General features: G+C 71.6%; 19 protein-coding genes, 1 pseudogene and 1 riboswitch. Of the genes and pseudogenes, 7 read left to right on the top strand and 13 right to left on the bottom strand.

The annotated features are described in order from the left end of the window. Positions 1-200 precede the first annotated feature (200 nt). Together AB0N14_RS26225 and AB0N14_RS26220 are read right to left on the bottom strand one after the other, a co-directional pair. Positions 201-1433: a HAMP domain-containing sensor histidine kinase gene (locus tag AB0N14_RS26225; RefSeq protein ID WP_366028176.1), complete on the bottom strand. Its 1233-nt coding sequence runs from the start codon at positions 1431-1433 to the stop codon at positions 201-203. A 5-nt stretch (positions 1434-1438) separates the two neighbouring features. Next, entirely contained in the window at positions 1439-2092 is a 654-nt protein-coding gene (locus AB0N14_RS26220; protein ID WP_010353034.1) for a response regulator transcription factor, read from the bottom strand. Between the two features lie 421 nt (positions 2093-2513). On the opposite strand from AB0N14_RS26220, the gene AB0N14_RS26215 reads away from it, so the two are divergent. Continuing rightward, the gene (locus tag AB0N14_RS26215; RefSeq protein ID WP_200418481.1) at positions 2514-2687 is read left to right on the top strand and encodes a hypothetical protein; all 174 of its coding nucleotides are present in this window, start codon (positions 2514-2516) and stop codon (positions 2685-2687) included. 214 nt (positions 2688-2901) lie between these two features. Here the strand turns inward: AB0N14_RS26215 and AB0N14_RS26210 are convergent, their stop codons facing one another. Together AB0N14_RS26210 and AB0N14_RS26205 are read right to left on the bottom strand one after the other, a co-directional pair. Next, on the bottom strand, positions 2902-3732 hold the full coding sequence (locus tag AB0N14_RS26210; protein WP_366028152.1) for an inositol monophosphatase family protein: 831 nt from the start codon (positions 3730-3732) through the stop codon (positions 2902-2904). Continuing rightward, positions 3729-4856: a ferrochelatase gene (locus AB0N14_RS26205; RefSeq protein WP_366028151.1), complete on the bottom strand. Its 1128-nt coding sequence runs from the start codon at positions 4854-4856 to the stop codon at positions 3729-3731. Before AB0N14_RS26205 ends, AB0N14_RS26210 begins: the two co-directional genes overlap by 4 nt. A gap of 47 nt (positions 4857-4903) precedes the next feature. Between AB0N14_RS26205 and AB0N14_RS26200 the strand changes: the two are divergent. The 3 genes and pseudogenes from AB0N14_RS26200 to sepH form a co-directional block, all read left to right on the top strand. Beyond that, positions 4904-5140 (top strand): annotated as a pseudogene (locus AB0N14_RS26200) (hypothetical protein); the annotation flags it as partial. Continuing rightward, entirely contained in the window at positions 5103-6422 is a 1320-nt protein-coding gene (locus AB0N14_RS26195; protein WP_366028150.1) for a D-arabinono-1,4-lactone oxidase, read from the top strand. The pseudogene AB0N14_RS26200 and the gene AB0N14_RS26195, both read left to right, overlap by 38 nt. A 466-nt stretch (positions 6423-6888) precedes the next feature. Further along, positions 6889-7920, top strand: coding sequence for a septation protein SepH (sepH, locus tag AB0N14_RS26190; protein ID WP_366028149.1), 1032 nt, complete (start codon positions 6889-6891; stop codon positions 7918-7920). A gap of 67 nt (positions 7921-7987) precedes the next feature. On the opposite strand, the gene AB0N14_RS26185 is transcribed toward sepH, so the two are convergent. Next, entirely contained in the window at positions 7988-8842 is an 855-nt protein-coding gene (locus AB0N14_RS26185; RefSeq protein WP_366028148.1) for a sulfurtransferase, read from the bottom strand. A gap of 322 nt (positions 8843-9164) precedes the next feature. Here AB0N14_RS26185 and AB0N14_RS26180 point away from each other — a divergent pair, with 322 nt between their 5' ends. Next, positions 9165-9980, top strand: a complete 816-nt coding sequence (locus AB0N14_RS26180) for a VOC family protein (protein WP_366028147.1) — start codon at positions 9165-9167, stop codon at positions 9978-9980. A gap of 19 nt (positions 9981-9999) precedes the next feature. Here the strand turns inward: AB0N14_RS26180 and AB0N14_RS26175 are convergent, their stop codons facing one another. From AB0N14_RS26175 to AB0N14_RS26160, 4 genes are all read right to left on the bottom strand, one after another. Continuing rightward, complete coding sequence (locus tag AB0N14_RS26175; protein ID WP_200418488.1) at positions 10000-10650, bottom strand: thymidine kinase; 651 nt, start codon at positions 10648-10650, stop codon at positions 10000-10002. Between the two features lie 103 nt (positions 10651-10753). Then, entirely contained in the window at positions 10754-11944 is a 1191-nt protein-coding gene (locus AB0N14_RS26170) for a nucleotide pyrophosphatase/phosphodiesterase family protein (RefSeq protein WP_366028146.1), read from the bottom strand. After that, the gene (locus AB0N14_RS26165; protein WP_366028145.1) at positions 11944-12531 is read right to left on the bottom strand and encodes a DUF5998 family protein; all 588 of its coding nucleotides are present in this window, start codon (positions 12529-12531) and stop codon (positions 11944-11946) included. The genes AB0N14_RS26170 and AB0N14_RS26165 overlap by 1 nt, the downstream gene beginning before the upstream one ends. Before the next feature lie 51 nt (positions 12532-12582). Beyond that, a complete protein-coding gene (locus AB0N14_RS26160; protein WP_366028144.1) occupies positions 12583-15396 on the bottom strand; it encodes a GNAT family N-acetyltransferase in 2814 nt (937 codons plus the stop codon). Between the two features lie 155 nt (positions 15397-15551). On the opposite strand from AB0N14_RS26160, the gene AB0N14_RS26155 reads away from it, so the two are divergent. Then, a complete protein-coding gene (locus AB0N14_RS26155; protein ID WP_103844608.1) occupies positions 15552-15833 on the top strand; it encodes an HPr family phosphocarrier protein in 282 nt (93 codons plus the stop codon). Positions 15834-16126: 293 nt separating this feature from the next. Here AB0N14_RS26155 and AB0N14_RS26150 read toward each other — a convergent pair whose 3' ends face one another. From AB0N14_RS26150 to AB0N14_RS26135, 4 genes are all read right to left on the bottom strand, one after another. Next, positions 16127-16822: a GntR family transcriptional regulator gene (locus AB0N14_RS26150; protein WP_366028143.1), complete on the bottom strand. Its 696-nt coding sequence runs from the start codon at positions 16820-16822 to the stop codon at positions 16127-16129. A 203-nt stretch (positions 16823-17025) separates the two neighbouring features. Then, the gene (locus tag AB0N14_RS26145; RefSeq protein WP_366028142.1) at positions 17026-17778 is read right to left on the bottom strand and encodes a M23 family metallopeptidase; all 753 of its coding nucleotides are present in this window, start codon (positions 17776-17778) and stop codon (positions 17026-17028) included. Positions 17779-17790: 12 nt separating this feature from the next. After that, positions 17791-17941, bottom strand: a riboswitch (cyclic di-AMP (ydaO/yuaA leader). A 225-nt stretch (positions 17942-18166) separates the two neighbouring features. Continuing rightward, the gene (locus AB0N14_RS26140) at positions 18167-19555 is read right to left on the bottom strand and encodes a pitrilysin family protein (RefSeq protein WP_366028141.1); all 1389 of its coding nucleotides are present in this window, start codon (positions 19553-19555) and stop codon (positions 18167-18169) included. Next, positions 19552-20910, bottom strand: a complete 1359-nt coding sequence (locus AB0N14_RS26135) for a pitrilysin family protein (protein ID WP_366028140.1) — start codon at positions 20908-20910, stop codon at positions 19552-19554. The genes AB0N14_RS26140 and AB0N14_RS26135 overlap by 4 nt, the downstream gene beginning before the upstream one ends. A gap of 310 nt (positions 20911-21220) precedes the next feature. On the opposite strand from AB0N14_RS26135, the gene AB0N14_RS26130 reads away from it, so the two are divergent. Continuing rightward, a complete protein-coding gene (locus AB0N14_RS26130; protein WP_366028139.1) occupies positions 21221-23677 on the top strand; it encodes a DNA topoisomerase IV subunit A in 2457 nt (818 codons plus the stop codon).

Genomic DNA, 23677 nt, shown 5'->3' with positions numbered 1-23677 from the left:
GTTCAAAGGCATCTCACCGCGTACTACCCGTGATCAAGGCACCGGAAAACCCGGATATTCCGGCTTTGCGGGCACTCACAGCATCACGGAGAGTAGGTGGCTGGAAAAATGTCCTTGTGATCGATCACACATGACGAAACCAGAACCCATGCCCGAAAATTCCGCGCAAAGCGAACGTCGGGCGAGGTCCCGGCATCTGTTCAGAGCGGCAGGGTGACACGCATCACAAGCCCACCCCCTTCGCGCGGCTGTGCGCTGATGTGGCCGCCGTGGGCGCGCGCGACGGACCTCGCGATGGACAGGCCGAGGCCCACGCCCTTGTCGCTGCCCGTCCGCTCCGTGCGCAGCCGTGTGAAGGGCTCGAAGAGGTTGTCGATCTCATACGCGGGGACCACCGGGCCGGTGTTCGAGACGACCAGAACCGCCTGGCCGTGCTGGGCCTGGGTGGTCACCTCGACCCAGCCGCCCTCCGGAACGTTGTAGCGCACCGCGTTCTGGGCGAGGTTCAGGGCGATCCGCTCCAGCAGGACGCCGTTGCCCTGGACGACCACGGGGGCGCGCTCGCCGCGGATCTCGACGCCCTTGGCCTCCGCCTCGGCGTGCACCTGGTCGATGGCCTGGGAGGCAACCTCGGCGAGGTCGACGGGCTTGCGCTCGACGATCTGGTTGTCGCTGCGGGCGAGCAGCAGCAGCCCCTCCACGAGCTGTTCGCTGCGCTCGTTGGTGGCGAGGAGCGTCTTGCCGAGCTGGTGCAGTTCGGCGGGCGCCCCGGGGTCGGACAGGTGCACCTCGAGCAGCGTGCGGTTGATGGCGAGCGGGGTGCGCAGCTCGTGCGAGGCGTTGCCGACGAACCGCTGCTGGGCCATGAACGCGCGCTGCAGCCGCTCCAGCATGTCGTCGAAGGTGTCCGCGAGCTCCTTCAGCTCGTCGTCCGGGCCGTCCAGCTCGATACGGCGGGACAGGTCCGAGCCGGCCACCGCGCGCGCGGTGCGGGTGATCCGGCCGAGCGGCGAGAGCACGCGGCCGGCCATGGCGTACCCGAAGGCGAAGGCGATCACGGCGAGGCCCAGCAGGGCCAGCAGCGACTGGCTGAGCAGGTTGTCCAGGGCGTGCTGACGCTGCTCGTTCACGCAGGCGTCCAGGGCGTCGTTGAGCACGCTCGCCGAGGGCTGCTGCGGGAGGTTGCAGGTGTCGCTGGCGACCTGGCCCGAGAGGATCTTGAAGGGGAGTTCGCTGCCCACGTTGAGGGCGTGCGCCGCGAACAGGTAGATGATCGACAGCAGCAGGATGCCGGCGATCAGGAACATGCCGCCGTACAGCAGCGTGAGCCTTATGCGGATGGTCGGGCGGAGCCAGGGGAACGGCAGTTCCGGCCTGCGGGGGTCCCAGGTGGGCTTGGGCGGTGCCGTGGGTGGTGCGGGTGTCGTGGCCACGGTCATCAGATCCGGTATCCGGAACCGGGCACGGTGACGATGACGGGCGGCTCGCCGAGCTTGCGGCGCAGGGTCATCACGGTCACGCGTACGACGTTGGTGAAGGGGTCGGTGTTCTCGTCCCAGGCCTTCTCCAGCAGCTGCTCGGCCGAGACGACGGCGCCCTCGCTGCGCATGAGGACCTCCAGGACGGCGAACTCCTTGGGAGCGAGCTGAACCTCGCGCCCGTCGCGGAAGACCTCGCGGCGGTTGGGGTCCAGCTTGATCCCGGCGCGCTCCAGGACGGGCGGCAGCGGCACGCTCGTACGCCGGCCGAGGGCACGCACGCGCGCGATGAGCTCGCTGAACGCGAACGGCTTCGGGAGATAGTCGTCGGCGCCGATCTCCAGGCCCTCCACGCGGTCGCTGACGTCGCCGGACGCGGTGAGCATCAGCACGCGGGTGGGCATGCCGAGCTCGACGATCTTGCGGCAGACGTCGTCGCCGTGCACGAGCGGGAGGTCACGGTCGAGGACGACCACGTCGTAGTCGTTGACGCCGATGCGCTCCAGGGCGGCCGCACCGTCGTACACGACGTCGACGGCCATGGCCTCCCGGCGCAGTCCGGTGGCCACCGCATCGGCGAGCAGCTGCTCGTCCTCGACGACGAGTACGCGCACGTCGCTTGTCCTTCCTCTGTCCACCCGGGTCACCCGTTTGCGGGCAGCCCACGGGCAGGTTCTGTCACGGGTTGAGGGTTCCATCCTGCCCTTTTCGACCGTAAACCGGCTGTAAGGCGGCGGGAAGCGGCCCCGGGGGGCGGATCCGGAGGTCCGGGAATGAGGAAATTTCTCGCGCGGCTGAGGTTTCCGCGGAAGGGCGCGGGGGGAGGACGGCTTTACACCCCGCGATCACGCTCTGCATGTGGCACACCACCACGTGGTCGGCTGCTCACCGCTTCCCGCAGAGCGGGCGTGGGTGTCCGGCACCGTCGCCGCCCAGCCAGGGCTGCGCTGGGCACCCAATGGAGACGTGATCGCCCCTTCCCATACGGCACACCCCCGTGCCACCGACCCACGACCCAGGACGAGGGGGCGCAGCATGGACGCATTCACCGCAGGACTTCTGCAGCGCATACGGGCGACCGAGTCCGACCTGACGCGGGCCCGCGAAACCGGCGACGACTTCCTCGTGGACGTCGAACAGTCGGAGCTCGACGACCTGCACCGCCTTGCCGCCGAGCACGGTGTGGAAGTCACGGCGACGCGCGTCTGATCAGCTCGCAGCAGGCGGGGCCCCGGCAGATCCAGGCCGGGGCCCCGCTTCACGCGTACGGGCGCCTGCCGCGACGCGAGGGCCCGGGGCGGCCCCACGGGGGCGCTCGAGGCGGTCCCTCTGGCCTCCAGGGCCAGGTCCGGCCCGCGTCGGGCGCCCCGGGCGCCGACCGCCGCCGCCCTGAGGCGCACGCGCGGGGCGGGTCGTCAGGTCCTCAGTCGTGCCACGCCCCCAGTTCCTCCAGCCGCGTCTGGAGGTGTTCGAAGAGGGGCGGTGGGGCCGCGATCGTCAGTTCCGGGGAGACCGGCTCCCCGGGGCGGCCGCCGGTTCGGGCGCCCGCCTCGCGGGCGATCAGGTCGCCCGCCGCGTAGTCCCAGGGGTTCAGGCCGCGCTCGTAGTACGCGTCCAGGCGGCCCGCCGCCACGTCGCACAGGTCGATCGCGGCGGAGCCGCCCCGGCGGATGTCCCGGACCTCGGGGATCATCCGCCGGACCACCTCGGCCTGCCGGGCCTTGCGCTCGGCGAGGTAGCCGAAGCCCGTGCCCACCAGGGCGAGGCCCAGCTCGGGCGCGGGGCGCACGCGCGCGGGGCGGTCGTTCAGGAACGCGCCCCCGCCCAGGACGGCTCGGAAGGTCTCCTGCCGCATGGGCGCGTGGACCACCCCGACGAGCGTCTCCCCGTCCTTGCGGACCGCGATGGAGATCGCCCAACTGGGCAGTCCGTACAGGTAGTTGACGGTGCCGTCGATCGGGTCGATCACCCACTCGACACCGCTGCTGCCCTCGACGCTGGCACCCTCCTCGCCGAGCAGGCCGTCGTCGGGCCGACGGTCGGCGAGCAGCCCGGTGATCAGCTTCTCGGCGGCGATGTCCATCTCGGTGACCACGTCGATGGCGCTGGACTTGGTGGCGGCCACTCCGAGGTCGTCGGGGCGCCCGTCGCGCAGGAAGGCGCCCGCGCGCGTGGCGGCCTCCAGCGCGATCTCGAGGAGCTCGGCCTTCAGCCGCTCGGTCGGTTCGGACTGCTCGGTCACGGTGCTCCTCATGCGTACGGGCTGTCGGCGCCCGCCGCGGCGGGCTTGGGGGCGCGGGCCGGGCAGCACCCGACCGGACAGACGTTGTGGCTCGGACCCAGGGCGCCGAGGGCGCAGGGGGTCACCTGCTGCCCGCGCTCGGTCGCGGCGCGCTCGACGATCAGGTCACGGATCGCGGCGGCGAACCGCGGGTCGGCGCCCACGGTGGCCGAGCGGCGCACCGGCAGCCCCAGCTCCCCGGCCTTCGCCGTGGCCTCCGTGTCGAGGTCGTACAACACCTCCATGTGGTCCGAGACGAACCCGATGGGTGCCATCACGACCGCCGGGACCCCGGCGCCGTGCAACTGCTCCAGGTGGTCGCAGACGTCCGGCTCCAGCCACGGGATGTGCGGGGCGCCCGAGCGCGACTGGTAGACGAGCTGCCAGGGGTGGTCGACGCCGGTCCGCTCGCGCACCGCGTCGGCGATCAGCCGCGCGACGTCGAGGTGCTGCCGCACGTACGCCCCGCCGTCCCCGTGCTCCTCTGCGGGACCGGAGGTGTCCGCCGCGGAGGTCGGGATGGAGTGCGTGGTGAAGGCGATGTGCGCCCCGGTCCGGGCGTCCTCGGGGAGGTCGGCCAGCGACTTCAGGACGCCCTCGATCATCGGCTCCACGAAGCCCGGGTGGTTGAAGTAGTGCCGCAACTTGTCGACCCGCGGCAGCTCGAGGCCCTCGGCCTCCAGGGTGGCCAGGGCCCCCGCGAGGTCCTCGCGGTACTGACGGCAGCCGGAGTACGAGGCGTACGCGCTGGTGGCCAGGACCAGGATGCGGCGGTGGCCGTCGGTGACCATCTCGCGCAGGGTGTCGGTCACATAGGGCGACCAGTTGCGGTTGCCCCAGTAGACGGGCAGGTCCAGGCCGTGGTCGGCGAAGTCCTTGCGGAGGGCGTCGAGCAGGGCGCGGTTCTGGCTGTTGATGGGGCTGACCCCGCCGAAGAGGAAGTAGTGCTGCCCCACCTCCTTCAGGCGCTCCTTGGGGATGCCCCGTCCCCGGGTCACGTTCTCCAGGAACGGGACCACGTCGTCCGGGCCCTCCGGGCCTCCGAACGAGAGGAGCAGCAGGGCGTCGTACGGGCTGGCGTCGAGTGCGTCGGGCATGTCTCCGATCCTGCCACCCGCCGCCGACGGGAGGACCGGCCACCCACCGCCGACGATTGCTGGGCGCATGTGCCGAGGCCGTGAGTATGATCCCCTTCCTACTGGTCGGAAACTTACTGTCTCCGATCATGGCGCTGTTCGTTGCGGGCCTGTCCGTCGCACCCTCGGTGATCACAACGGCCCTCGTCGAACGGCCGTACGGGCGTCACCGGCCGGGCAGGTCGGATCCGCGGCGGGGAGGGTCCCATGAGCACCACAGTGAGCGGGACGAACGGCACGTGGCGCAACTGGGCGGGGAACGTCACCGCCCGGCCCGTACGGGCGGTCACCCCCGCCTCGGTCGAGGAGCTCTCCGCCGCCGTGCGGAAGGCGGCCGAGGACGGGCTCAGGGTGAAGGCCGTCGGCACCGGACACTCCTTCACGGCCACCGCCGCCACCGACGGCGTGTTGATCCGCCCTCAACTGCTGACCGGGATCCGCGGCATCGATCGTGCGGCCGGCACGGTCACCGTCGAGGCGGGCACTCCCCTCAAGAGACTCAACACGGCGCTCGCGCGCGAGGGACTGTCCCTCACGAACATGGGTGACATCATGGAGCAGACCGTCTCGGGCGCCACCAGCACCGGCACGCACGGCACCGGCCGGGACTCCGGCTCGATCGCCGCGCAGATCAAGGGGCTCGAACTGGTGACGGCGGACGGCTCGGTGCTCACCTGTTCGGAGCGGGAGAACCCGGACGTCTTCGCGGCCGCCCGCATCGGCCTGGGCGCACTCGGGATCATCACCGCGATCACCTTCGCGGTGGAGCCCCTCTTCCTGCTCACCGCCCACGAAGAGCCGATGCCGTTCGAGAAGGTTCTCGCCGAGTTCGACGAACTGTGGGCCGAGAACGAGCACTTCGAGTTCTACTGGTTCCCGCACACCGGGAACACCAACACCAAGCGCAACAACCGCAGCCTCGGGCCCCGTCGGCCGATCGGGCAGGTGAGCGGCTGGTTCGAGGACGAGTTCCTCTCCAACGGCGTCTTCCAGGTGGCCAACTGGGTCGGCCAGGCCGTGCCCGCCACGATCCCGGCGATCGCCCGGATATCGAGCCGCGCCCTGTCGGCCCGTACGTACACAGACATCCCCTACAAGGTCTTCACATCCCCGCGCCGCGTGCGGTTCGTGGAGATGGAGTACGCCGTCCCGCGCGAGGCCCTGGTGGAGACGCTGCGCGAACTGAAGGCCATGGTCGACCGGTCGGACCTGCGCGTCAGCTTCCCCGTCGAGGTCCGCACCGCCCCGGCCGACGACATCACCCTGTCCACGGCGTCCGGCCGGGACAGCACCTACGTCGCCGTACACATGTTCCGCGGGACGCCCTATCAGGCATACTTCACCGCCGCCGAACGCATCTTCACGGCGCACGAGGGGCGCCCGCACTGGGGCAAGGTGCACACGCGCCACGCGGAGTACCTGGCCAAGGCCTACCCGCGCTTCGGCGAGTTCACCGCACTGAGGGACCGCCTCGACCCTGACCGGCGCTTCGGCAACGACTATCTGCGCCGGGTACTGGGGGACTAGGGGACTTCGCCCAGCCGGAGCACCGCGAGTTGAGGGACGCTCAGTGAGACGGCGGCGTCCGAAGCGAATCGTTCCGTTTCTGCCGGTCAGATGAAGTACGCCACGTTTGAGGGCAGCGAAAACGGCGCATCGGACGGCCAACTCGTACCCCTTGCCAGAACTTGGGCGGCGTGCCGATCCACGCGCGTGGCCCGAATGGAGTACTGTTGCGAGCCCTGGGTCCGGTCTCCCGCCAGGGTGTCCGGGGCCTTGCTGGACCGCCGGGAGGGGGCTAGTGCACAGGGTGACAGAGTTGGTCACTTTGCGTTGCGAATAGGTAACCGTGCCATAACGGCGATCCAGGGCCCGCGCCCGACACGCCGGGCAACTCGGCAAGGTTGTGGCAGGCTGCACCCGGGCAGGCCACACTCGACTAGCGGAAGCAGCGACGCACGTGACGTCGGCAGGCACCACCCGGGAGGTCCCCATGCCCGAACTGCGTGTCGTGGCCGTCTCCAATGACGGCACACGGCTGGTGCTGAAGGCTGCGGACAGCACGGAGTACACGCTTCCGATCGACGAACGGCTCCGCGCCGCCGTGCGCGGCGATCGTCCCCGCCTCGGCCAGATCGAGATCGAGGTGGAGAGCCATCTTCGCCCCCGCGACATCCAGGCCCGGATACGTGCCGGTGCGTCCGCGGAGGAGGTCGCCCAGCTCGCCGGCATCCCCGTCGACCGCGTGCGCCGCTTCGAGGGCCCCGTGCTGGCCGAGCGTGCCTTCATGGCCGAGCGGGCCCGCAAGACACCCGTGCGCCGGCCGGGTGAGAACACCGGTCCCCACCTCGGCGAGGCCGTCCAGGAGCGGCTGCTGCTGCGCGGCGCGGAGAAGGACACCGTCCAGTGGGACTCCTGGCGCCGCGACGACGGCACCTGGGAGGTGATCCTGGTCTACCGGGTGGCGGGCGAACCGCACTCGGCGACCTGGACCTACGACCCGCCCCGCCGGCTCGTCCAGGCCGTCGACGACGAGGCGCGCGCGCTGATCGGCGAGTCCGACGACCTCTCGGCGCCCGAGCCGAGCTACCCCTTCGTGCCGCGGATCGCACGTCTGCCGCGCGAAGGCCGGCTCGACCGCGCCCCGGACCGGCAGACGGACCGTCCCGCGCTGCCGTCGCAGGCGACCGAGCCGGCGGAGGAGAGCACCGGCGAGCGGGACTCGCTCACCAGCCTCCTGGAGGCGGTGCCGAGCTTCCGCGGCGACCTGGTGGTGCCCGAGCGGCCCGCCGAGGAGCCGGAGGAGCCCGTCCAGGAACCCGCGGCGGAGGAGCCCCCCGCGGCCTCGGCCGGATCCGCGTACGCGGACGTTCTCATGCCGCGCACGGTCGGCAGCCACCGCGACCGGCTGATCGGGGCGACGGACCGCCAGGCCGAGGCGGACGGTGTCCGCCCGGGCCGCAGAGCGGCGGTCCCGAGCTGGGACGAAATCGTGTTCGGTACGCGCCGCAAGAAGCAGGAGTAGCCGGACCGGGACACAGGCACCGACGAGTGGGGTGTACGTCGAGGTGGCGTACACTCCACCGCGGCGCTCACTGCGGGTCGGGGCCCACCGCCACGGGGCGGTTGCTGTCCGACGACCACTCCGACCACGACCCCACGTACAGCGCGGCCGGGATGCCCGCGAGCGACAGCGCCAGCACCTGCTGGGCCGCGGAGACGCCCGAGCCGCAGTACACGCCGACCTCGGTGCCCTCGGTGACGCCGAGTGCCTTGAAGCGCTCGGCGAGTTCCTCCTCGGGCAGGAAGTGGCCGGTTTCGGTCAGGTTCTGCACCGTCGGCGCCGACACCGCGCCCGGAATGTGCCCGCCCACCGGGTCGATCGGCTCGACCTCGCCCCGGTAGCGCTCACCGGCCCGCGCGTCCAGGAGCAGCCCCGTCCGGGCGAGCGCCGCCGCGCCGTCCGCGTCGAGCAGCGGCAGCGCGCCCGGTGCGGGCCGGAAGTCGCCCGGCTCGGGCGCCGTTTCGATCCCGGAGGCCAGGGACCCCTCCCAGGCGGGCAGACCGCCGTCGAGCACCCGCACGTCCGGGTGACCCGTGAAGCGCAGCAGCCACCACGCGCGCGCGGCGGCCCAGCCCTGCCCGCCGTCGTACACCACCACCGGCCGGTCCGAGAAGACGCCGGCGGCCCGCATCGCCGCACCGAAACGCTCGATGTCGGGCAGTGGATGCCGACCGGCCGGCCCCGGCGGATCCGCGAGATCGGTGTCCAGGTCGACGAAGACGGCCCCCGGAATGTGCCCGGCCGCGTACTCGGCACGGCCGTCGAAAGGAGCGACGCCGGCCGCCGTCGCGGTGCTCAGCTGCCAGCGGATGTCCAGGAGCGTCGGCGGCCGCGCTCCCGCAAGTTCGCTCGCGAGTTCGGATGCGGAAATGATGGCCTTCATGGCTCCCATCCTCGCGCACGAGGTGGCCCTCTCGCCCAGGTCCGGCTAGTCTGCTCCGCCGGACAGGTCCGATCACCCGCTGTACGGGATCGGGCACATGCTGTACAGCCGATGGACCGCACACGGCGATCACACCACGACGCACGAGCACCGTCCCATCGAGGCCTTGTGGCCGGGAGCCGTACCGCACGGCGCGGCCGGAGCCCGTGGTGCGACCGGTGGTGCGACCATCGGCGCGGACCGTGCACCCGCGCCCACCCGGCGCACGTGCACGCGGGCGGAAGCTGAACGGCCACCACGAACGGCCGAGGAGAGAGTGACGATGATCGAGGCACCGGGGTCGGCGGGCCTGACCGGCACGGCGCACGAGAGGCCGGCGCCCGGCGCACCGTGCTGGGTGAGTCTGATGGTGCACGGGATGGCCGCGACCCAGGAGTTCTACCGGGCGCTGTTCGGCTGGGAGTTCCGCCCGGGACCGCAGCAACTCGGGCCTTATGTGCGGGCCGTGCTGCACGGCTACGAGGTGGCGGGCATCGGCCAACTGCCGCCGGACCGCCATCTCCCGATCGCCTGGACGCCGTACCTGGGCTCGGACGACGTGGACGCGACCGCCGAGACGGTCCGCAGCTGCGGCGGCACGGTGGGGGTCGGTCCCCTGGACGCCGCCGAGGCGGGGCGCCTGGCGATCGCCTGCGACCCGATGGGCGCGGTGTTCGGCATCTGGCAGGCGGCCGAACACCTCGGCACGGGCCTGACCGGCGTCCCCGGCACTCCTGCCTGGAACGAGCTGCTCACCTACGACACGGCGAGCGTCGCCACGTTCTACCGAACGGTCTTCGGCTACGAGGAGGAGCCGGTGGCCGCCGCCGACTCCGACTACCGCACCCTGCGCATCGAGGGCCGTCCGGTCGCCGGCATCCACGGCGTCGGGCACGCCCTCCCCCGCGACCGGGGCCCGCACTGGATGACGCACTTCCAGGTCGAGGACGCCGACGCGGCCGCCGAGCGGGTCACCGAGCTGGGCGGACACGTCGTGAGTCCCGGTCGCAGCACCGCCCTGGGCCGTATGGTCGCGGTCGCGGACCCGGAGGGCGCGACGTTCTCGGTGGTGAGCCCGCTCGACCGAGCCGGCTCCTGACGGGTGAATCGCCGGGGCGTCAGATGGACGACACCGGCAGGACGTCCGGGGAGAGGGCCGCCGCGCGCGCGGCGGCCGCCGTCATACGGCGCCGGTGGTGGCGGCGGCAGAGCACCTCGTAACCGATCTCGTCCGCCGACTGGGTCACGTCGCCCACGACGACCTGGGCGCCCTCGACCACCATCTCGCCGCCCACCGTGCGGGCGTTGTGCGTCGCGCGGGCGCCGCACCAGCACAGCGCCTCCACCTGGAGGACCTCGACCCGGTCGGCCAGCTCCACCAGGCGCTGCGAGCCGGGGAAGAGCTTGGTGCGGAAATCGGTCGTGATACCGAAGGCGTAGACGTCGAGACCGAGGTCGTCGACCACGCGGGCCAGCTGGTCTATCTGCTCCGGCGCCAGGAACTGCGCCTCGTCCGCGATCACGTAGTCCGCTCGCCCGCCCTGGGAGAGGTGGTCGACGACGTGGGCGTACAGGTCCTGCCCGTCGCCCACCTCCACCGCGTCGGTGACCAGGCCGAGGCGGGAGGAGAGCTTGCCCTCACCGGCCCGGTCGTCACGGGTGAAGATCATGCCCACGAGGCCGCGCGCGGAGCGGTTGTGCTCGATCTGGAGAGCCAGTGTCGACTTCCCGCAGTCCATGGTTCCGGAGAAGAACACCAACTCGGGCATGGGTGATTGAGGCCTTTCGGGCGGGGCGGAGGGCATAGGGGATCTTCAGGAGCGTACTGGGCGCGCGGGCGCGCGCCACGCTCGGGTGGCGGTCAGATGGAGGTCAGGTGCGCACTTCCAGCAGGGGCACCAGCTGTTCCACGGCCGTCATCGAGCCGTGGTTGCCGACCATGGACGATTCCTTCGGCTCCCGCTCGGAGGCGATGATCAGCACGTCGTCGCGGGCCGCCGCGACCACGTCACCGATGCGCGCGTACACGCGGTCGTCGATGTGGGGGCCGAACCAGCCCGCCGCGATCGCCTCGTCCCGCGAGGCCACCCAGAACTGCTCGCCGAGGACCTCGCGCCAGCAGGTCAGGACGTCGTTCTCGGCGCCCGGCAGCGCGTAGGCGTGCCGTGCGCGCCCCTCGCCGCCGAGCAGGGCGACGCCGGCCCGCAGCTCCCAGTCCTCGTCGAAGTCGATGCGGTGCCGCTCGTCGAACGGGATGTCGAGCATGCCGTGGTCGGCGGTCACGTACAGGGCGGTGCGCGGCGGCAGCTGCTCGGCCAGGCGCTGGACCAGCCGGTCGACGTACATGAGCTGGCCGCGCCAGGTGTCGGAGTCGACGCCGAACCGATGACCGGCGCCGTCCAGCTCTGAGTAGTACGTATACACCAAGGAGCGCTCGCCGGCGGCCAGTTGCTCGGCCGCCAGGTCCATGCGGTCCTCGCCGGTCAGCTTCCCGCGGAACGTTCCGCCACTGAGAGCGACCTTCGTCAGCGGGGTGTTCTCGAACGCCGGGGAGGACACCTGTGCGGTGTGCACACCGGCGTCGTGAGCGAGCTGGAAGACGGTGGGGTACGGCTGCCAGACCTCCGGCGCGGTCCACGGCTGCCAGCGCAGCTGGTTCATCAGCTCCCCGGTGTCCGGGTTGCGCACGGTGTAGCCGGGCAGGCCGTGCGCGCCCGGGGGCAGGCCAGTGCCGACGGAGGCCAGCGAGGTCGCCGTGGTCGCCGGGTAGCCGGCGGTGATGGGCCGCCCGGTGCCGCCGCGGGAGGACGCCAGGAGCGAGGTCATGAAGGGTGCCTCGTCGGGGTGCGCCTTCAGCTGCTCCCAGCCGAGCCCGTCGATCAGGAAGACGCAGTTGCGGTCGGCGGCGGTCAGTTCCGGTATGGCGGCATTCTGGCCCGGCACCCCCATGCCCGCTGCCAGGGTGGGCAGGAGATCGGCCAGCGAGCCCGAGCCGTACTCGGGGACGGGCGCGGAGCCGAGGGCCAGCGGCTCCGGGTGGTCGGCCCAGGCGGGGAGTGCCATCAGTGGGAGTCGTCCGCGGTCGCCTCGGAGAGGGCCTGTGCGAAGGCGAGCGCCTGGCGCACCGTCTCCGGGCCGTCTCCTGCCTCGCTGACGCGCAGGCTCAGGTCGTCCGCCGTCGAGCTGCCCGTGTAGCCGTGGTCGGCCTCGCAGTTGGGGTCGCCGCAGGCGGCGGGCTCCAGGTCGATACGGGAGACGGCGCCCCAGCCGATGGTCAGGACGACCTCGCGGGGCAGCGTGCCCGGTGTGTACGACTCCGGGTTGGCGACGACGCGGCTGAGGACGACCGAGGCGATCCGGCCGAGCTTCACGGATTCCGTCGACGTCGTCGCGTACGGCGTCGGGGAGGTGTCGTCCGCGGCCTGCTCGTCGGTGTGGCTGACGATGAACCGGGTGCCGGTGAGGACCAGCACGGTCACGTGCCGGCGCACCTCGTTGGCGTCGAAGGTGGTCTCCTGGTGGACCAGGTACGACCGCATGGGCTCGCCGCCCACCGCGGCTTCCACCGCCTCGGCCACGAGCGCCGGGTAGTAGCCGCTGCGCTCGATCGCCGCGCGCAGCCCCTGGGTCGTCGTACTGGTCTTGGCCATGCCGTCCATCCTACGGGGGCGCGCTGACTGCGAGGCACCGCTCGCCGCTGCTCAGTACACCGGGAGCCTGCGGGGGCCGAGGTCGTCGCGGGCGGGCGGGGGCGCGAGCCGGACGGTGGCGCCGAGCACGCTCAGGCCGCGCGGGGCGACCACGACGGGCTCCAGGGTGACCGCGACGACCTCCGGATGGTCGTCGACCAGCCGTGACACGCGCAGCATCAGCTCTTCGAGGGCGGGCGTGTCCACGGGATCGGAGCCGCGCCAGCCGAACAGGAGCGGGGCCGTCCGGATGGACCGGACCAGGGAGGTGGCGTCGCGGTCGGTGACGGGAACCAGTCGGTGCGCCATGTCGCCGAGCAGCTGGGAGGCGGCCCCGGCGAGGCCGAACGACAGGACGGCTCCGGCCGCTGGATCGATGACGGTCCGTACGAAGGTGTCGACGCCGCGTGGCGCCATGCCCTGCACGACCGGCCGCAGTTCCTCCGGCTTGCCGAACAGGGACGTCAACTCGGCGTACGCCCGCAGCAGTTGCTCCTCGTCGGCCAGGTCGAGGCGTACGCCGCCCAGGTCGGCGCGGTGGCGCAGATGCGGGGCGGTGGCCTTGAGGGCCACCGGGTAGCCGATCGTGCGGGCGGCCCCGAGAGCGGCCTCGGGGGTGGGAGCGGGCAGCGCCCGACGGACGTGGATGCCGTAGCGCGCGAGCAGGTCACAGGTCTCGTCCGTGCCGAGTGTGAGCCCCTGGCCGCGCGCGAGCAGGCCGTCGATCAGCCGGGCGGCGCCCTTCTCGTCGATGTCGTCGAACTCGGGCACCTTCCCGGGCTCGGCGGCCTCCCGCCGCCACTGCGCGTACTTGACGGCTTCGGCGAGGGCCCGGACGGCGCGCTCGGCGGCGGGGTAGGCGGGGATGAGCCGGGAGTCCGCCGGCGCCTCGGTCGCGGGCGGCGGTACCGCGTCCGCGACCTCGGGGTGCAGTCGTTCCGCGGTGCCGGCCCGGGGACCCGTACTCGCGGCGGCGGACAGGGCCTCTGCCAGCCCGCCCAGCTCCACGTGGACCACCAGCACGGGCTTCGCGGGAGCCGCCGCGGCGGCGGACCTAAATGCCTCGGCCAACTCCGCGTCCCTGGGCGACGTCTCCCCCACCGCCGGTATCGCCGTCACGACCACGGCATCACAGGAGTCGTCGGCCAGCGCGCCGACCAGCGCCCGGTGAAAGTCCTCGGCCGACGCCTCCGTCGTGAGATCGAGGGGCGGCGAGGGCCGCAGCCCCTCCGTGAGGCACGCGTCGTACGTCAGCAGCCCCAGCGACTCCGAGTTCCCGAGGATCGCCACCCGGGGCCCCGCGGGCAGCGGCTGGCGGGCCAGCAACAGGCCCGCGTCCACCAGTTCCGTGATCGTGTCCACCCGGATCACCCCGGCCTGCCGCAGCAGCGCGGACACCGTGGCGTGCGGCAGGCGTGTGGCCCGTACCGCGTGCCCCTGCGGCGCGCCCCCGTGTCGCGCGCCCTGGACCACGACCAGCGGTTTGGCCGCCGCCGTGCGCCGCGCGAGGCGGGTGAACTTGCGCGGGTTGCCGATGGTCTCCAGATACATCAGGGCGACGTCGGTGTCCGGGTCGTCGTACCAGTACTGGAGGACGTCGTTGCCGGACACGTCCGCCCGGTTCCCGGAGGAGACGAAGGTCGAGACACCCGTGACGCCGGTCACACCTCCGCCGCGTCGATGCAGCCGTGACAGCAGGGCGATCCCGATGGCGCCCGACTGGGCGAACAGTCCTATGCGCCCGGGGCGGGGCATCTCGGGGGCGAGGGAGGCGTTGAGCCTGACCTGCGGCGAGGTGTTGATGATCCCGAAGGCGTTCGGCCCGATGATCCGCATGCCGTACGACCGCGCCTGCCGCACCAGCTCCCGCTGCCGATCCCGCCCCTCGGGCCCGCTCTCGGCGTACCCGGCGGAGACCACCACGAGCCCCTGCACCCCGTGCTCGCCGCACTCGGTGACGACCCCGGGGACGTGCTCGGCGGGGACGGCCACCACGGCCACGTCGACCGGCTCGGAGATGTCGCGGACCGAGCGGTGGGCGGGGATGCCGTCGAGCTCCTTCCGGTCTGCGGCGAACGCCTGGTTCACCGCGTACAGACGGCCGGTGTACCCGCCGTCCCTGAGGTGGTCGAGAACGCTGCGGCCCACTCCCCCGGGCGTGCGGCCGGCGCCGATCACGGCGACCGCGCCGGGTGCGAGCAGCCGCTGCACGGACCGCGCCTCGGCCCGCTGCTCCCGGGCGCGCTGGACGGCCAGCGACCGGTCGGTGGGCTCCAGGTCGAACTCGAGGCGTACGACACCGTCCTCGAAGCTGCGCTTCTGCTGGTACCCGGCGTCCGTGAACACCTTGATCATCCTGGTGTTGGCGGGCAGCACCTCGGCCGCGAACCGGCGGATGCCGCGCTCCCTGGCCACCGCCGCGATGTGTTCGAGCAGGGCGGAGGCGACGCCGCGTCCCTGGTGCGCGTCCTGCACGAGGAAGGCCACCTCGGCCTCGTCGGCGGGCGCGGAGGCGGGCAGGCCGTCGGTACCGATGCGGTCATAGCGTACGGTTGCGATGAACTCGCCGCCGACCGTGGCCGCGAGTCCCACCCTGTCCACAAAGTCGTGGTGCGTGAAGCGGTGGACGTCCTTGGCGGACAGGCGCGGGTACGGCGCGAAGAAGCGGTAGTACTTCGACTCGTCCGAGACCTGCTCGTAGAAGCTGACGAGACGCTCGGCATCATCGACGGTGATGGGCCTGATGCGCGCGGTGCCACCGTCGCGCAGCACCACGTCGGCCTCCCAGTGGGCGGGGTACTCGTGCCGGTCCGACGTGGTCTGCATGGGCCCCAGAGTAAGGCTCGCGTCCCTAGGCGGGGCGAGGCAGGCTGAGGGAACCGGTCCCGGCCCGCCGGGGCGGGACGATGCCCTTCCCGGGCACGCTTCACCTATGGAACACTGGTCTAGACAACCCTGATACATCCGAAGGGCAGCAACACATGGCTGAGCGCCGCGTCAACGTCGGCTGGGCCGAGGGTCTCCACGCCCGCCCCGCCTCCATCTTCGTCCGGGCAGCCACGGCCTCCGGCATCCCGGTGACGATCGCCAAGGCGGGCGGCACCCCCGTCAACGCCGCGTCCATGCTGGCGGTTCTGGGCCTCGGCGCCCAGGGTGGCGAGGAGATCGTCCTGGCCTCCGACGCGGAGGGTGCGGACGCCGCGCTCGACCGCCTGGCCAAGCTGGTCGCCGAGGGCCTCGAGGAACTCCCCGAGACCGTCTGACCCTTCGGGCAGCAGCACCCCGCTTCAGCCGCGTCGCCTTCATGGCGGCGCGGCTTTTGTCGCGCCGGGCAAGCTCCCGTCCGGGAGGGTGAGGACCGGCGATGACCGCAGTCCGGCGCAGGGAACGGCGCGGAAGGCGCACGCAATGAAAACGGCACACGGCGTATTCGTCAACATGAATAAATTCACTGACGACGCGCCGAAACGGCGCACGCCGTTTTGCGGACGCACGCCAAAAAGGCAGCCTAAAACAGGCCTCAGCCGAATATCCCTCTTTGTATACGGCGCCTGTGTTAATGCCGGAGCGCCGACGTGTTTACGGGGTGTTGCGAAGTCCTCACACGGTCCGGGCGGTCCGTCCCGCCGGGAAAGCGGAGCCGGTGCGCGGCAGTGGAGCGTTCCGTGTGCAGCGCCGTGATCGCCCGCGCCCGCTCGCCGTCCCCGCGTGCGACGGCGTCCACGATGCCGCCGTGCTCGGCCCAGGACTCAACGGGGTCGACCGGCGCGTCGACCGCGTACATCCACGTGATCTTGTGCCGCAGCTGGGCCAGCGTCGAGGTCAGCGCGGGGCTCCCGCCGGCCTGCGCCAGCGTCTCGTGGAACCAGCCGCCCAGGGAGCGCAGATCCTCGCTGTTGCCCCTCCTGGCCCGCTCCTGGCCCAGTCTGACCAGGCCACGCAGCACCTTGAGATGGGCCTCGGTACGCCGCTGCGCTGCCCGGGCGGCCCCGAGCGGCTCCAGCAGCATCCGCATCTCCAGCAGGTCGACGGCCTCCTGCTCGCTGGGTTCCGCCACGCACGCGCCCGCGTGCCGGCGGGTGACCACGAAGCCCTCGGCCTCCAGGGTGCGCAGCGCCTCGCGCACGGGAACGCGGGAGACGCCGTAGCGGCGCGCGAGGAGTTCCTCGGTGAGCCGGCTGCCGCGCTCGTAGACACCCGCGACGATGTCATCACGGATCGCCGTGCAGACCGAGTGCGCCGGAATACGCATGACCGACCTCCGCCTTAATCCCCGTGAAACGTACGCGATTGACTCGTGTTCGACCGACTCTATTGCAGTGGGCCGGAATTTCCGACGGCAGGTCGGAATCCAGGGATATTTTTTGGACACGCAGCCGTTCGAAAGACGACGACGGCCCCGGCTGATCAGCCGGGGCCGTCGGGTGCGGGCGCGCCTGTCGCGGGCGCGGGCCGTCAGACGTTCACGCCGTGCGAGCGCAGGTAGGCGACGGGGTCGATGTCCGAGCCGTACTCGGGGGTGGTGCGCGCCTCGAAGTGCAGGTGCGGCCCGGTGGTGTTGCCGGTGGACCCGGCGAGGGCTATCTGCCGGCCGGGGACGACCCGCTGGCCCACGGAGACGCCGATGGACGACAGGTGGCCGTACTGGGTGTAGGTGCCGTCGTTCATCCTGATGACGATCTGGTTGCCGTACGCGCCGCCCCAGCCGGTCTGCACGACGGTACCGGCGCCGACGGCGTGCACGGGCGTGCCGGTGGCGGCGTGGAAGTCGATGCCGGTGTGGGAGCCGGAGGACCACAGGGAGCCGCCGGTCTTGTAACCGGTGGACACGAAGGAGTCGGAGATCGGCGGCACGAACGCGTTGAGACGCCTGCGCTCGGCCTCGCGCGCGGCCCGCTCCTTGGCCTCGCGCTCCTGGCGGGCCTTCTCGGCGGCCTTCCTGCGCGCGGCCTCCTCGGCCCGCTTCTGGGCGGCGGCCTGCTTCTGGGCGGCGGCCTGTGCGTCGATCTTCTCGGCGACCGAGCCACCGAGGGTGACGGCCTGGAGCAGCCCGGTCTGCTCGACGGGGGCGCCGGCGGCGAGGGCCGGGGCGGCCAGGGTGCCGATGACACCGGTGGTGGTGAGCGCTGCCACGCCGACGGCGTTCGCAGTCGTACGCTTCACACGGCTCGGGCGACGGTGCTTCCCGGTGGCGCAGGTGAACGCCATGAAGTGGCTGGTCCTTTCCTTCCCTCTCGCCTACCGGGTTAGCTGACGGGTTCGGAGCAGGAAGGTCTCCTACGGGCTCGCGCCCGATTCACCCCAGGGACTGTGGTTTTGGGTCCCCGGCTCCCCTGGCTCGCGCCGTACGGGGACTCGGCGATGACTGTCCGGTGCCGCGGGTGCGGCGCACTGCCTGACGGACAGCCCGAACGACGCTAAGGGGACCGTCTTTCAATCAGCAAACGCAGAACGGGGTTTGTAGCGCATCCCACAGGGCAGAGAGGCAACCTCTGTGGCAATACGGACAAACCCGCCAATGGGCGGGGCCCTGGTGACACGGAAAGTCACCAGGGCCCCGGGACTGGGCGCGGCGCACGCGCGCGTGCTGTGCGCTCTACTCGGCGGCGACGACGCTCACTTCGCCGATGCCGAGCGCCTCGACGGGCTCCTTGATCTGCGCGGCGTCGCCCACCAGCACGGTGACCAGACGGTCCACCGGGAAGGCGTTCACCACGGCCGCGGTGGCCTCCACCGTGCCCGTGGCGGTCAGCTGCTGATACAGCGTCGACTGGTAGTCGTCCGGCAGGTGCTGCTCGACCTGGTCGGCGAGCGTGCTCGCGACGGCCGCCGCCGTCTCGAACTTCAGCGGTGCCACCCCCACCAGGTTCTGTACGGCGACGTCGCGCTCGGCGTCCGTCAGGCCCTCGGCGGCGAGGATGCGAAGCACCTTCCACAGGTCGTCGAGCGCCGGGCCGGTGTTCGGCGTGTCGACGGAGCCGCTGATGGCGAGCATCGCGGCGCCCGTGCCGTCGGGCGCGGAGCGCAGCACCTGCCCGAAGGCCCGCACCCCGTAGGTGTAGCCCTTCTCCTCGCGCAGGACGCGGTCCAGGCGGGAGGTGAGGGTGCCGCCGAGGCAGTACGTGCCGAGCACCTGGGCGGGCCACACGCGGTCGTGGCGGTCGGGCCCGACACGGCCGATGAGCAGCTGTGTCTGGACGGCGCCGGGACGGTCCACGATGATCACGCGGCCGGTGTCGTCGGCGGTCACCGGGGGCACCGGACGCGGCTTGGAGGGCTCCCCCGTCCAGGCGCCGAGGGTGTCCCCGAGGAGTTCGTCCAGATCGATCCCGGTGAGGTCGCCGACCACGACCGCGGTGGACGTCGCGGGGCGCACATACCGCTCGTAGAAGGCACGGACGGCCGCGGCGTCGATGCTCGCGACCGTCTCCTCGGTGCCCTGACGCGGGCGCGACATGCGCGAGGACGCCGCGAACAGCTCCTTGGAGAGCTCCTTGGCGGCGCGGCGGGCCGGGTTGGCCATCTCGTGCGGGATCTCGTCGAGGCGGTTGCGCACCAGGCGCTCCACCTCGCTGTCCGCGAACGCCGGCGACCTCAGGGCGTCGGCGAGCAGTCCGAGCGCCTTGGGGAGGCGGGAAACCGGCACCTCCAGGGAGAGGCGGACGCCGGGGTGGTCGGCGTGCGAGTCGAGGGTGGCGCCGCAGCGCTCCAGCTCGGCGGCGAACTCCTCGGCGGAGTGCTTGTCGGTGCCCTCGGAGAAGGCGCGCGCCATGATCGTGGCGACGCCGTCGAGGCCGGCCGGCTCGGCGTCCAGGGGCGCGTCGAGGAGCACCTCGACGGCGACGACCTGCTGGCCGGGGCGGTGGCAGCGCAGCACGGTCAGGCCGTTGTCGAGCGTGCCGCGCTCGGGCGCCGGGAACGCCCAGGGCCGGGCCTCGCCGGGCTCGGGCTGCGGGTGGAACTCCATGGTCGCGAGCTCGCTCACTTCGCCGACTCCTCGGTCTCGTCGGTGGTCTCGGCTGCTTCCGGGGCCTCGGCCGCGACCGGTTCGTACACGAGCACCGCGCGGTTGTCGGGGCGCAGGCGGGCCTTGGCGATCTCCTGCACCTCCTCGGCGGTGACCTCGAGCACGCGCTTCACGGCGGTCAGGGCGAGCTGGGGGTCGCCGAACAGCACGGCGTACCGGCACAGTTCGTCGGCGCGGCCCGCGACCGTGCCGAGCCGGTCCAGCCACTCGCGCTCCAACTGGGCCTGGGCGCGCTCCATTTCCTCGGCCGTCGGGCCCCGCTCGGCGAACCGGGCGAGTTCCTCGTCGATGGCGGCCTCGATGACGGGCACCTCCACGTCGCCGGAGGTCTTCACGTCCAGCCACCCCAGCGAGGGCGCCCCGGCGAGCCGCAGCAGGCCGAAGCCGGCGGCGACTGCGGTGCGGTCACGGCGCACGAGCCGGTTGTACAGGCGGGAGGACTCGCCGCCGCCGAGGATCGTGAGCGCCAGGTCGGCCGCGTCGGACGCGCGTGTGCCGTCCTGCGGCAGCCGGTAGGCGGCCATCAGGGCACGCGCCGGAACCTCCTCCTCGACGACCTCGCGCAGCTGCTCGCCGATGATCTCGGGCAGCGAGCCGTCGCGCGGCTGGGGCTTGCCGTCGTGGGACGGGATGGACCCGAAGTACTTCTCGATCCAGGCGAGGGTCTGCTGGGGGTCGATGTCGCCGACGACGGACAGCACCGCGTTGTTCGGCGCGTAGTAGGTGCGGAAGAACGCGCGCGCGTCCTCCAGGGTCGCCGCGTCCAGGTCGGCCATCGACCCGATCGGCGTGTGGTGGTAGGGGTGGCCCTCGGGGTAGGCGAGCGCGGTCAGCCTCTCGAAGGCGGTGCCGTAGGGGACGTTGTCGTAGCGCTGGCGGCGCTCGTTCTTCACGACGTCCCGCTGGTTCTCCATGGACTCGTCGTCGAGCGCGGCGAGCAGGGAACCCATGCGGTCGGCCTCCAGCCAGAGGGCGAGCTCCAGCTGGTGGGCGGGCATGGTCTCGAAGTAGTTGGTGCGCTCGAAGCTGGTGGTGCCGTTGAGCGAGCCGCCCGCTCCCTGCACCAGCTCGAAGTGGCCGTTGCCCTTGACCTGGGCGGAGCCCTGGAACATCAGGTGCTCGAAGAGGTGGGCGAGACCCGTGCGCCCCTGAACCTCGTGCCGGGAGCCGACGTCGTACCAGAGGCACACCGCCGCGACCGGGGTCAGATGGTCCTCGGAGAGCACCACGCGCAGGCCGTTGGCCAGGCGGTGCTCGGTCGCTGTCAGGCCGCCGGAGCCTGCCTCGGCTGTGGCCGTGTGACCCATGGGCATGTACGTCCCTTCGATCGCGGAAGCTGTCGCGGAAACCGCGGTTTCCTGCCGGTCCTGTCACTGTATGCAAGCGTGCCGACCGGTGGCGAAGTTCCCGGGCGACGTACGCCGAGAGCGAGACCATGATTACGGGGGGTGGGGGAAGCTCGCCGTTGACGCGTCGGGGGGCCGGGACGGTCGTGATCGCCGTCGGGCCCGTTTCACGGCCCCTCGGAAGGGCCCCGGTCCCCGTTGTCGGTGCGGCGGTCCACAATGGTCGGCGTCAGATTCGTTTCCATGCCCAGCACAGACGGTGAAGGAGCCGGCAGCGATGGCCCGCCGCAGCACGAAGACCCCGCCACCCGACGACTCGTACGAGGAGAAGATCCTCGACATCGACGTCGTGGACGAGATGCAGGGCTCCTTCCTCGAGTACGCATACTCGGTCATCTACTCAAGGGCCCTGCCGGACGCCCGCGACGGCCTCAAGCCGGTGCACCGGCGGATCGTCTACCAGATGAACGAGATGGGCCTGCGCCCCGACCGCGGCTATGTGAAGTGCGCCCGCGTCGTCGGCGAGGTCATGGGTAAGTTGCATCCGCACGGCGACGCGTCGATCTACGACGCCCTGGTGCGCATGGCCCAGCCCTTCTCGATGCGCGTGCCGCTGGTCGACGGCCACGGCAACTTCGGCTCGCTGGGCAACGACGACCCGCCGGCCGCCATGCGGTACACCGAGTGCCGGATGGCCGAGGCGACGAGTCTGATGACCGAGTCGATCGACGAGGACACGGTCGACTTCGCGCCCAACTACGACGGCCAGGAGCAGGAGCCGGTGGCCCTGCCCGCCGCCTTCCCGAACCTTCTGGTGAACGGCGCGTCGGGCATCGCGGTCGGCATGGCGACGAACATGCCGCCGCACAACCTGCGCGAGGTGATCGCGGCCGCCCGCCATCTGATCAGGTATCCGAACGCGGACCTGGACGCTCTGATGAAGCACGTCCCGGGCCCGGACCTGCCCACCGGCGGCCGGATCGTGGGGCTGCCCGGGATCCGCGACGCGTACGAGACGGGCCGTGGCACCTTCAGGATGCGGGCCACGGTCTCCGTGGAGGACGTGACGGCGCGCCGCAAGGGCCTCGTCGTCACCGAGCTGCCCTTCACGGTCGGCCCGGAGAAGGTGATCGCCAAGATCAAGGACCTGGTGGGCTCGAAGAAACTCCAGGGGATCGCCGACGTCAAGGACCTCACCGACCGGCAGCACGGCCTGCGCCTGGTCATCGAGATCAAGAACGGCTTCGTGCCGGAGGCGATCCTGGAGCAGCTCTACAAGCTGACGCCCATGGAGGAGTCCTTCGGCATCAACAACGTGGCCCTGGTCGACGGCCAGCCGCTGACACTGGGCCTCAAGGAACTCCTCGAGGTCTACCTGGACCACCGCTTCGACGTGGTCCGCCGCCGCTCGGAGTTCCGCCGCGGCAAGAAGCGCGACCGCCTCCACCTGGTCGAGGGCCTGCTGACCGCGCTGATGGACATCGACGAGGTCATCCGTCTGATCCGCTCCAGCGACAACTCCGCGCAGGCCAAGGAGCGCCTGATGGAGCGCTTCTCGCTGAGCGAGATCCAGACGCAGTACATCCTCGACACGCCGCTGCGCCGTCTGACGAGGTTCGACCGCATCGAGCTGGAGGCGGAGAAGGACCGGCTCAACACCGAGATCGAGGAGCTGACCCGGATCCTGGAGTCGGACGCGGAGCTGCGCAAGCTGGTGTCCAACGAACTGGCCGCGGTGGCCAAGAAGTTCGGCACCGACCGGCGCACGGTGCTGCTGGAGTCCTCCGGTGCCCCGGCCCCGACGGTTCCGCTGCAGGTCGAGGACGCCCCCTGCCGGGTGCTGATCTCGTCGACCGGCCTGCTGGCGCGCACGGCGAACAACGACCCCTTCGAGGAGGACACCGACGGCAGGCGCGCCAAGCACGACGTGATCGTCTCCGCCGTCCCGGTGACGGCGCGGGGTGAGGTGGGCGTGGTGACGTCCGCCGGGCGGCTGCTGCGGGTGAACGTGATCGACCTTCCGCAGCTGCCGGAGACGGCGACGCGGGCGAGCCTGTCCGGGGGTGCGCCGGTCTCGGAGTTCGTCTCCCTGACGGAGGACGAGACGGTGGTGTGCCTGACGACGCTGGACGAGTCCTCCCAGGGTCTCGCGCTCGGCACGGAACAGGGCGTGGTCAAGCGCGTGGTTCCCGACTACCCTGCGAACAAGGAGGAGTTGGAGGTCATCACCCTCAGGGAGGGCGACCGGATCGTCGGCGCGGTCGAGCTGCGCACGGGCGAGGAGGACCTGGTCTTCATCACGGACGACGCCCAGCTGCTGCGTTACCCCGCCTCCCAGGTCCGCCCGCAGGGCCGTCCCGCGGGCGGCATGGCGGGCATCAAGCTGACCGAGGGCGCCAAGGTGATCTCGTTCACGGCGGTGGACCCGGCGGTCGACGCGGTGGTCTTCACGGTCGCAGGATCGCGCGGCACGCTGGACGACTCGGTGCAGACCACGGCCAAGATGACGCCGTTCGACCAGTACCCGCGCAAGGGCCGCGCCACGGGCGGCTTGCGCTGCCAGCGGTTCCTGAAGGGCGAGGACTGCCTGTCGTTCGCGTGGGCGGGCGCGGCCCCGGCCCGGGCGGCGCAGAAGAACGGCACGCCGGCCGAGCTGCCCGAGATCGACCCGCGGCGCGACGGCTCGGGCGTGTCGCTGCCGAAGACCGTCGCGGCGGTGGCGGGACCGGTGTAG

Source organism: Streptomyces sp. NPDC051104 (assembly GCF_040682835.1).
Lineage (GTDB): Bacteria > Actinomycetota > Actinomycetes > Streptomycetales > Streptomycetaceae > Streptomyces > Streptomyces cynarae.
This window is presented reverse-complemented; position numbering and strand designations above follow the sequence as displayed.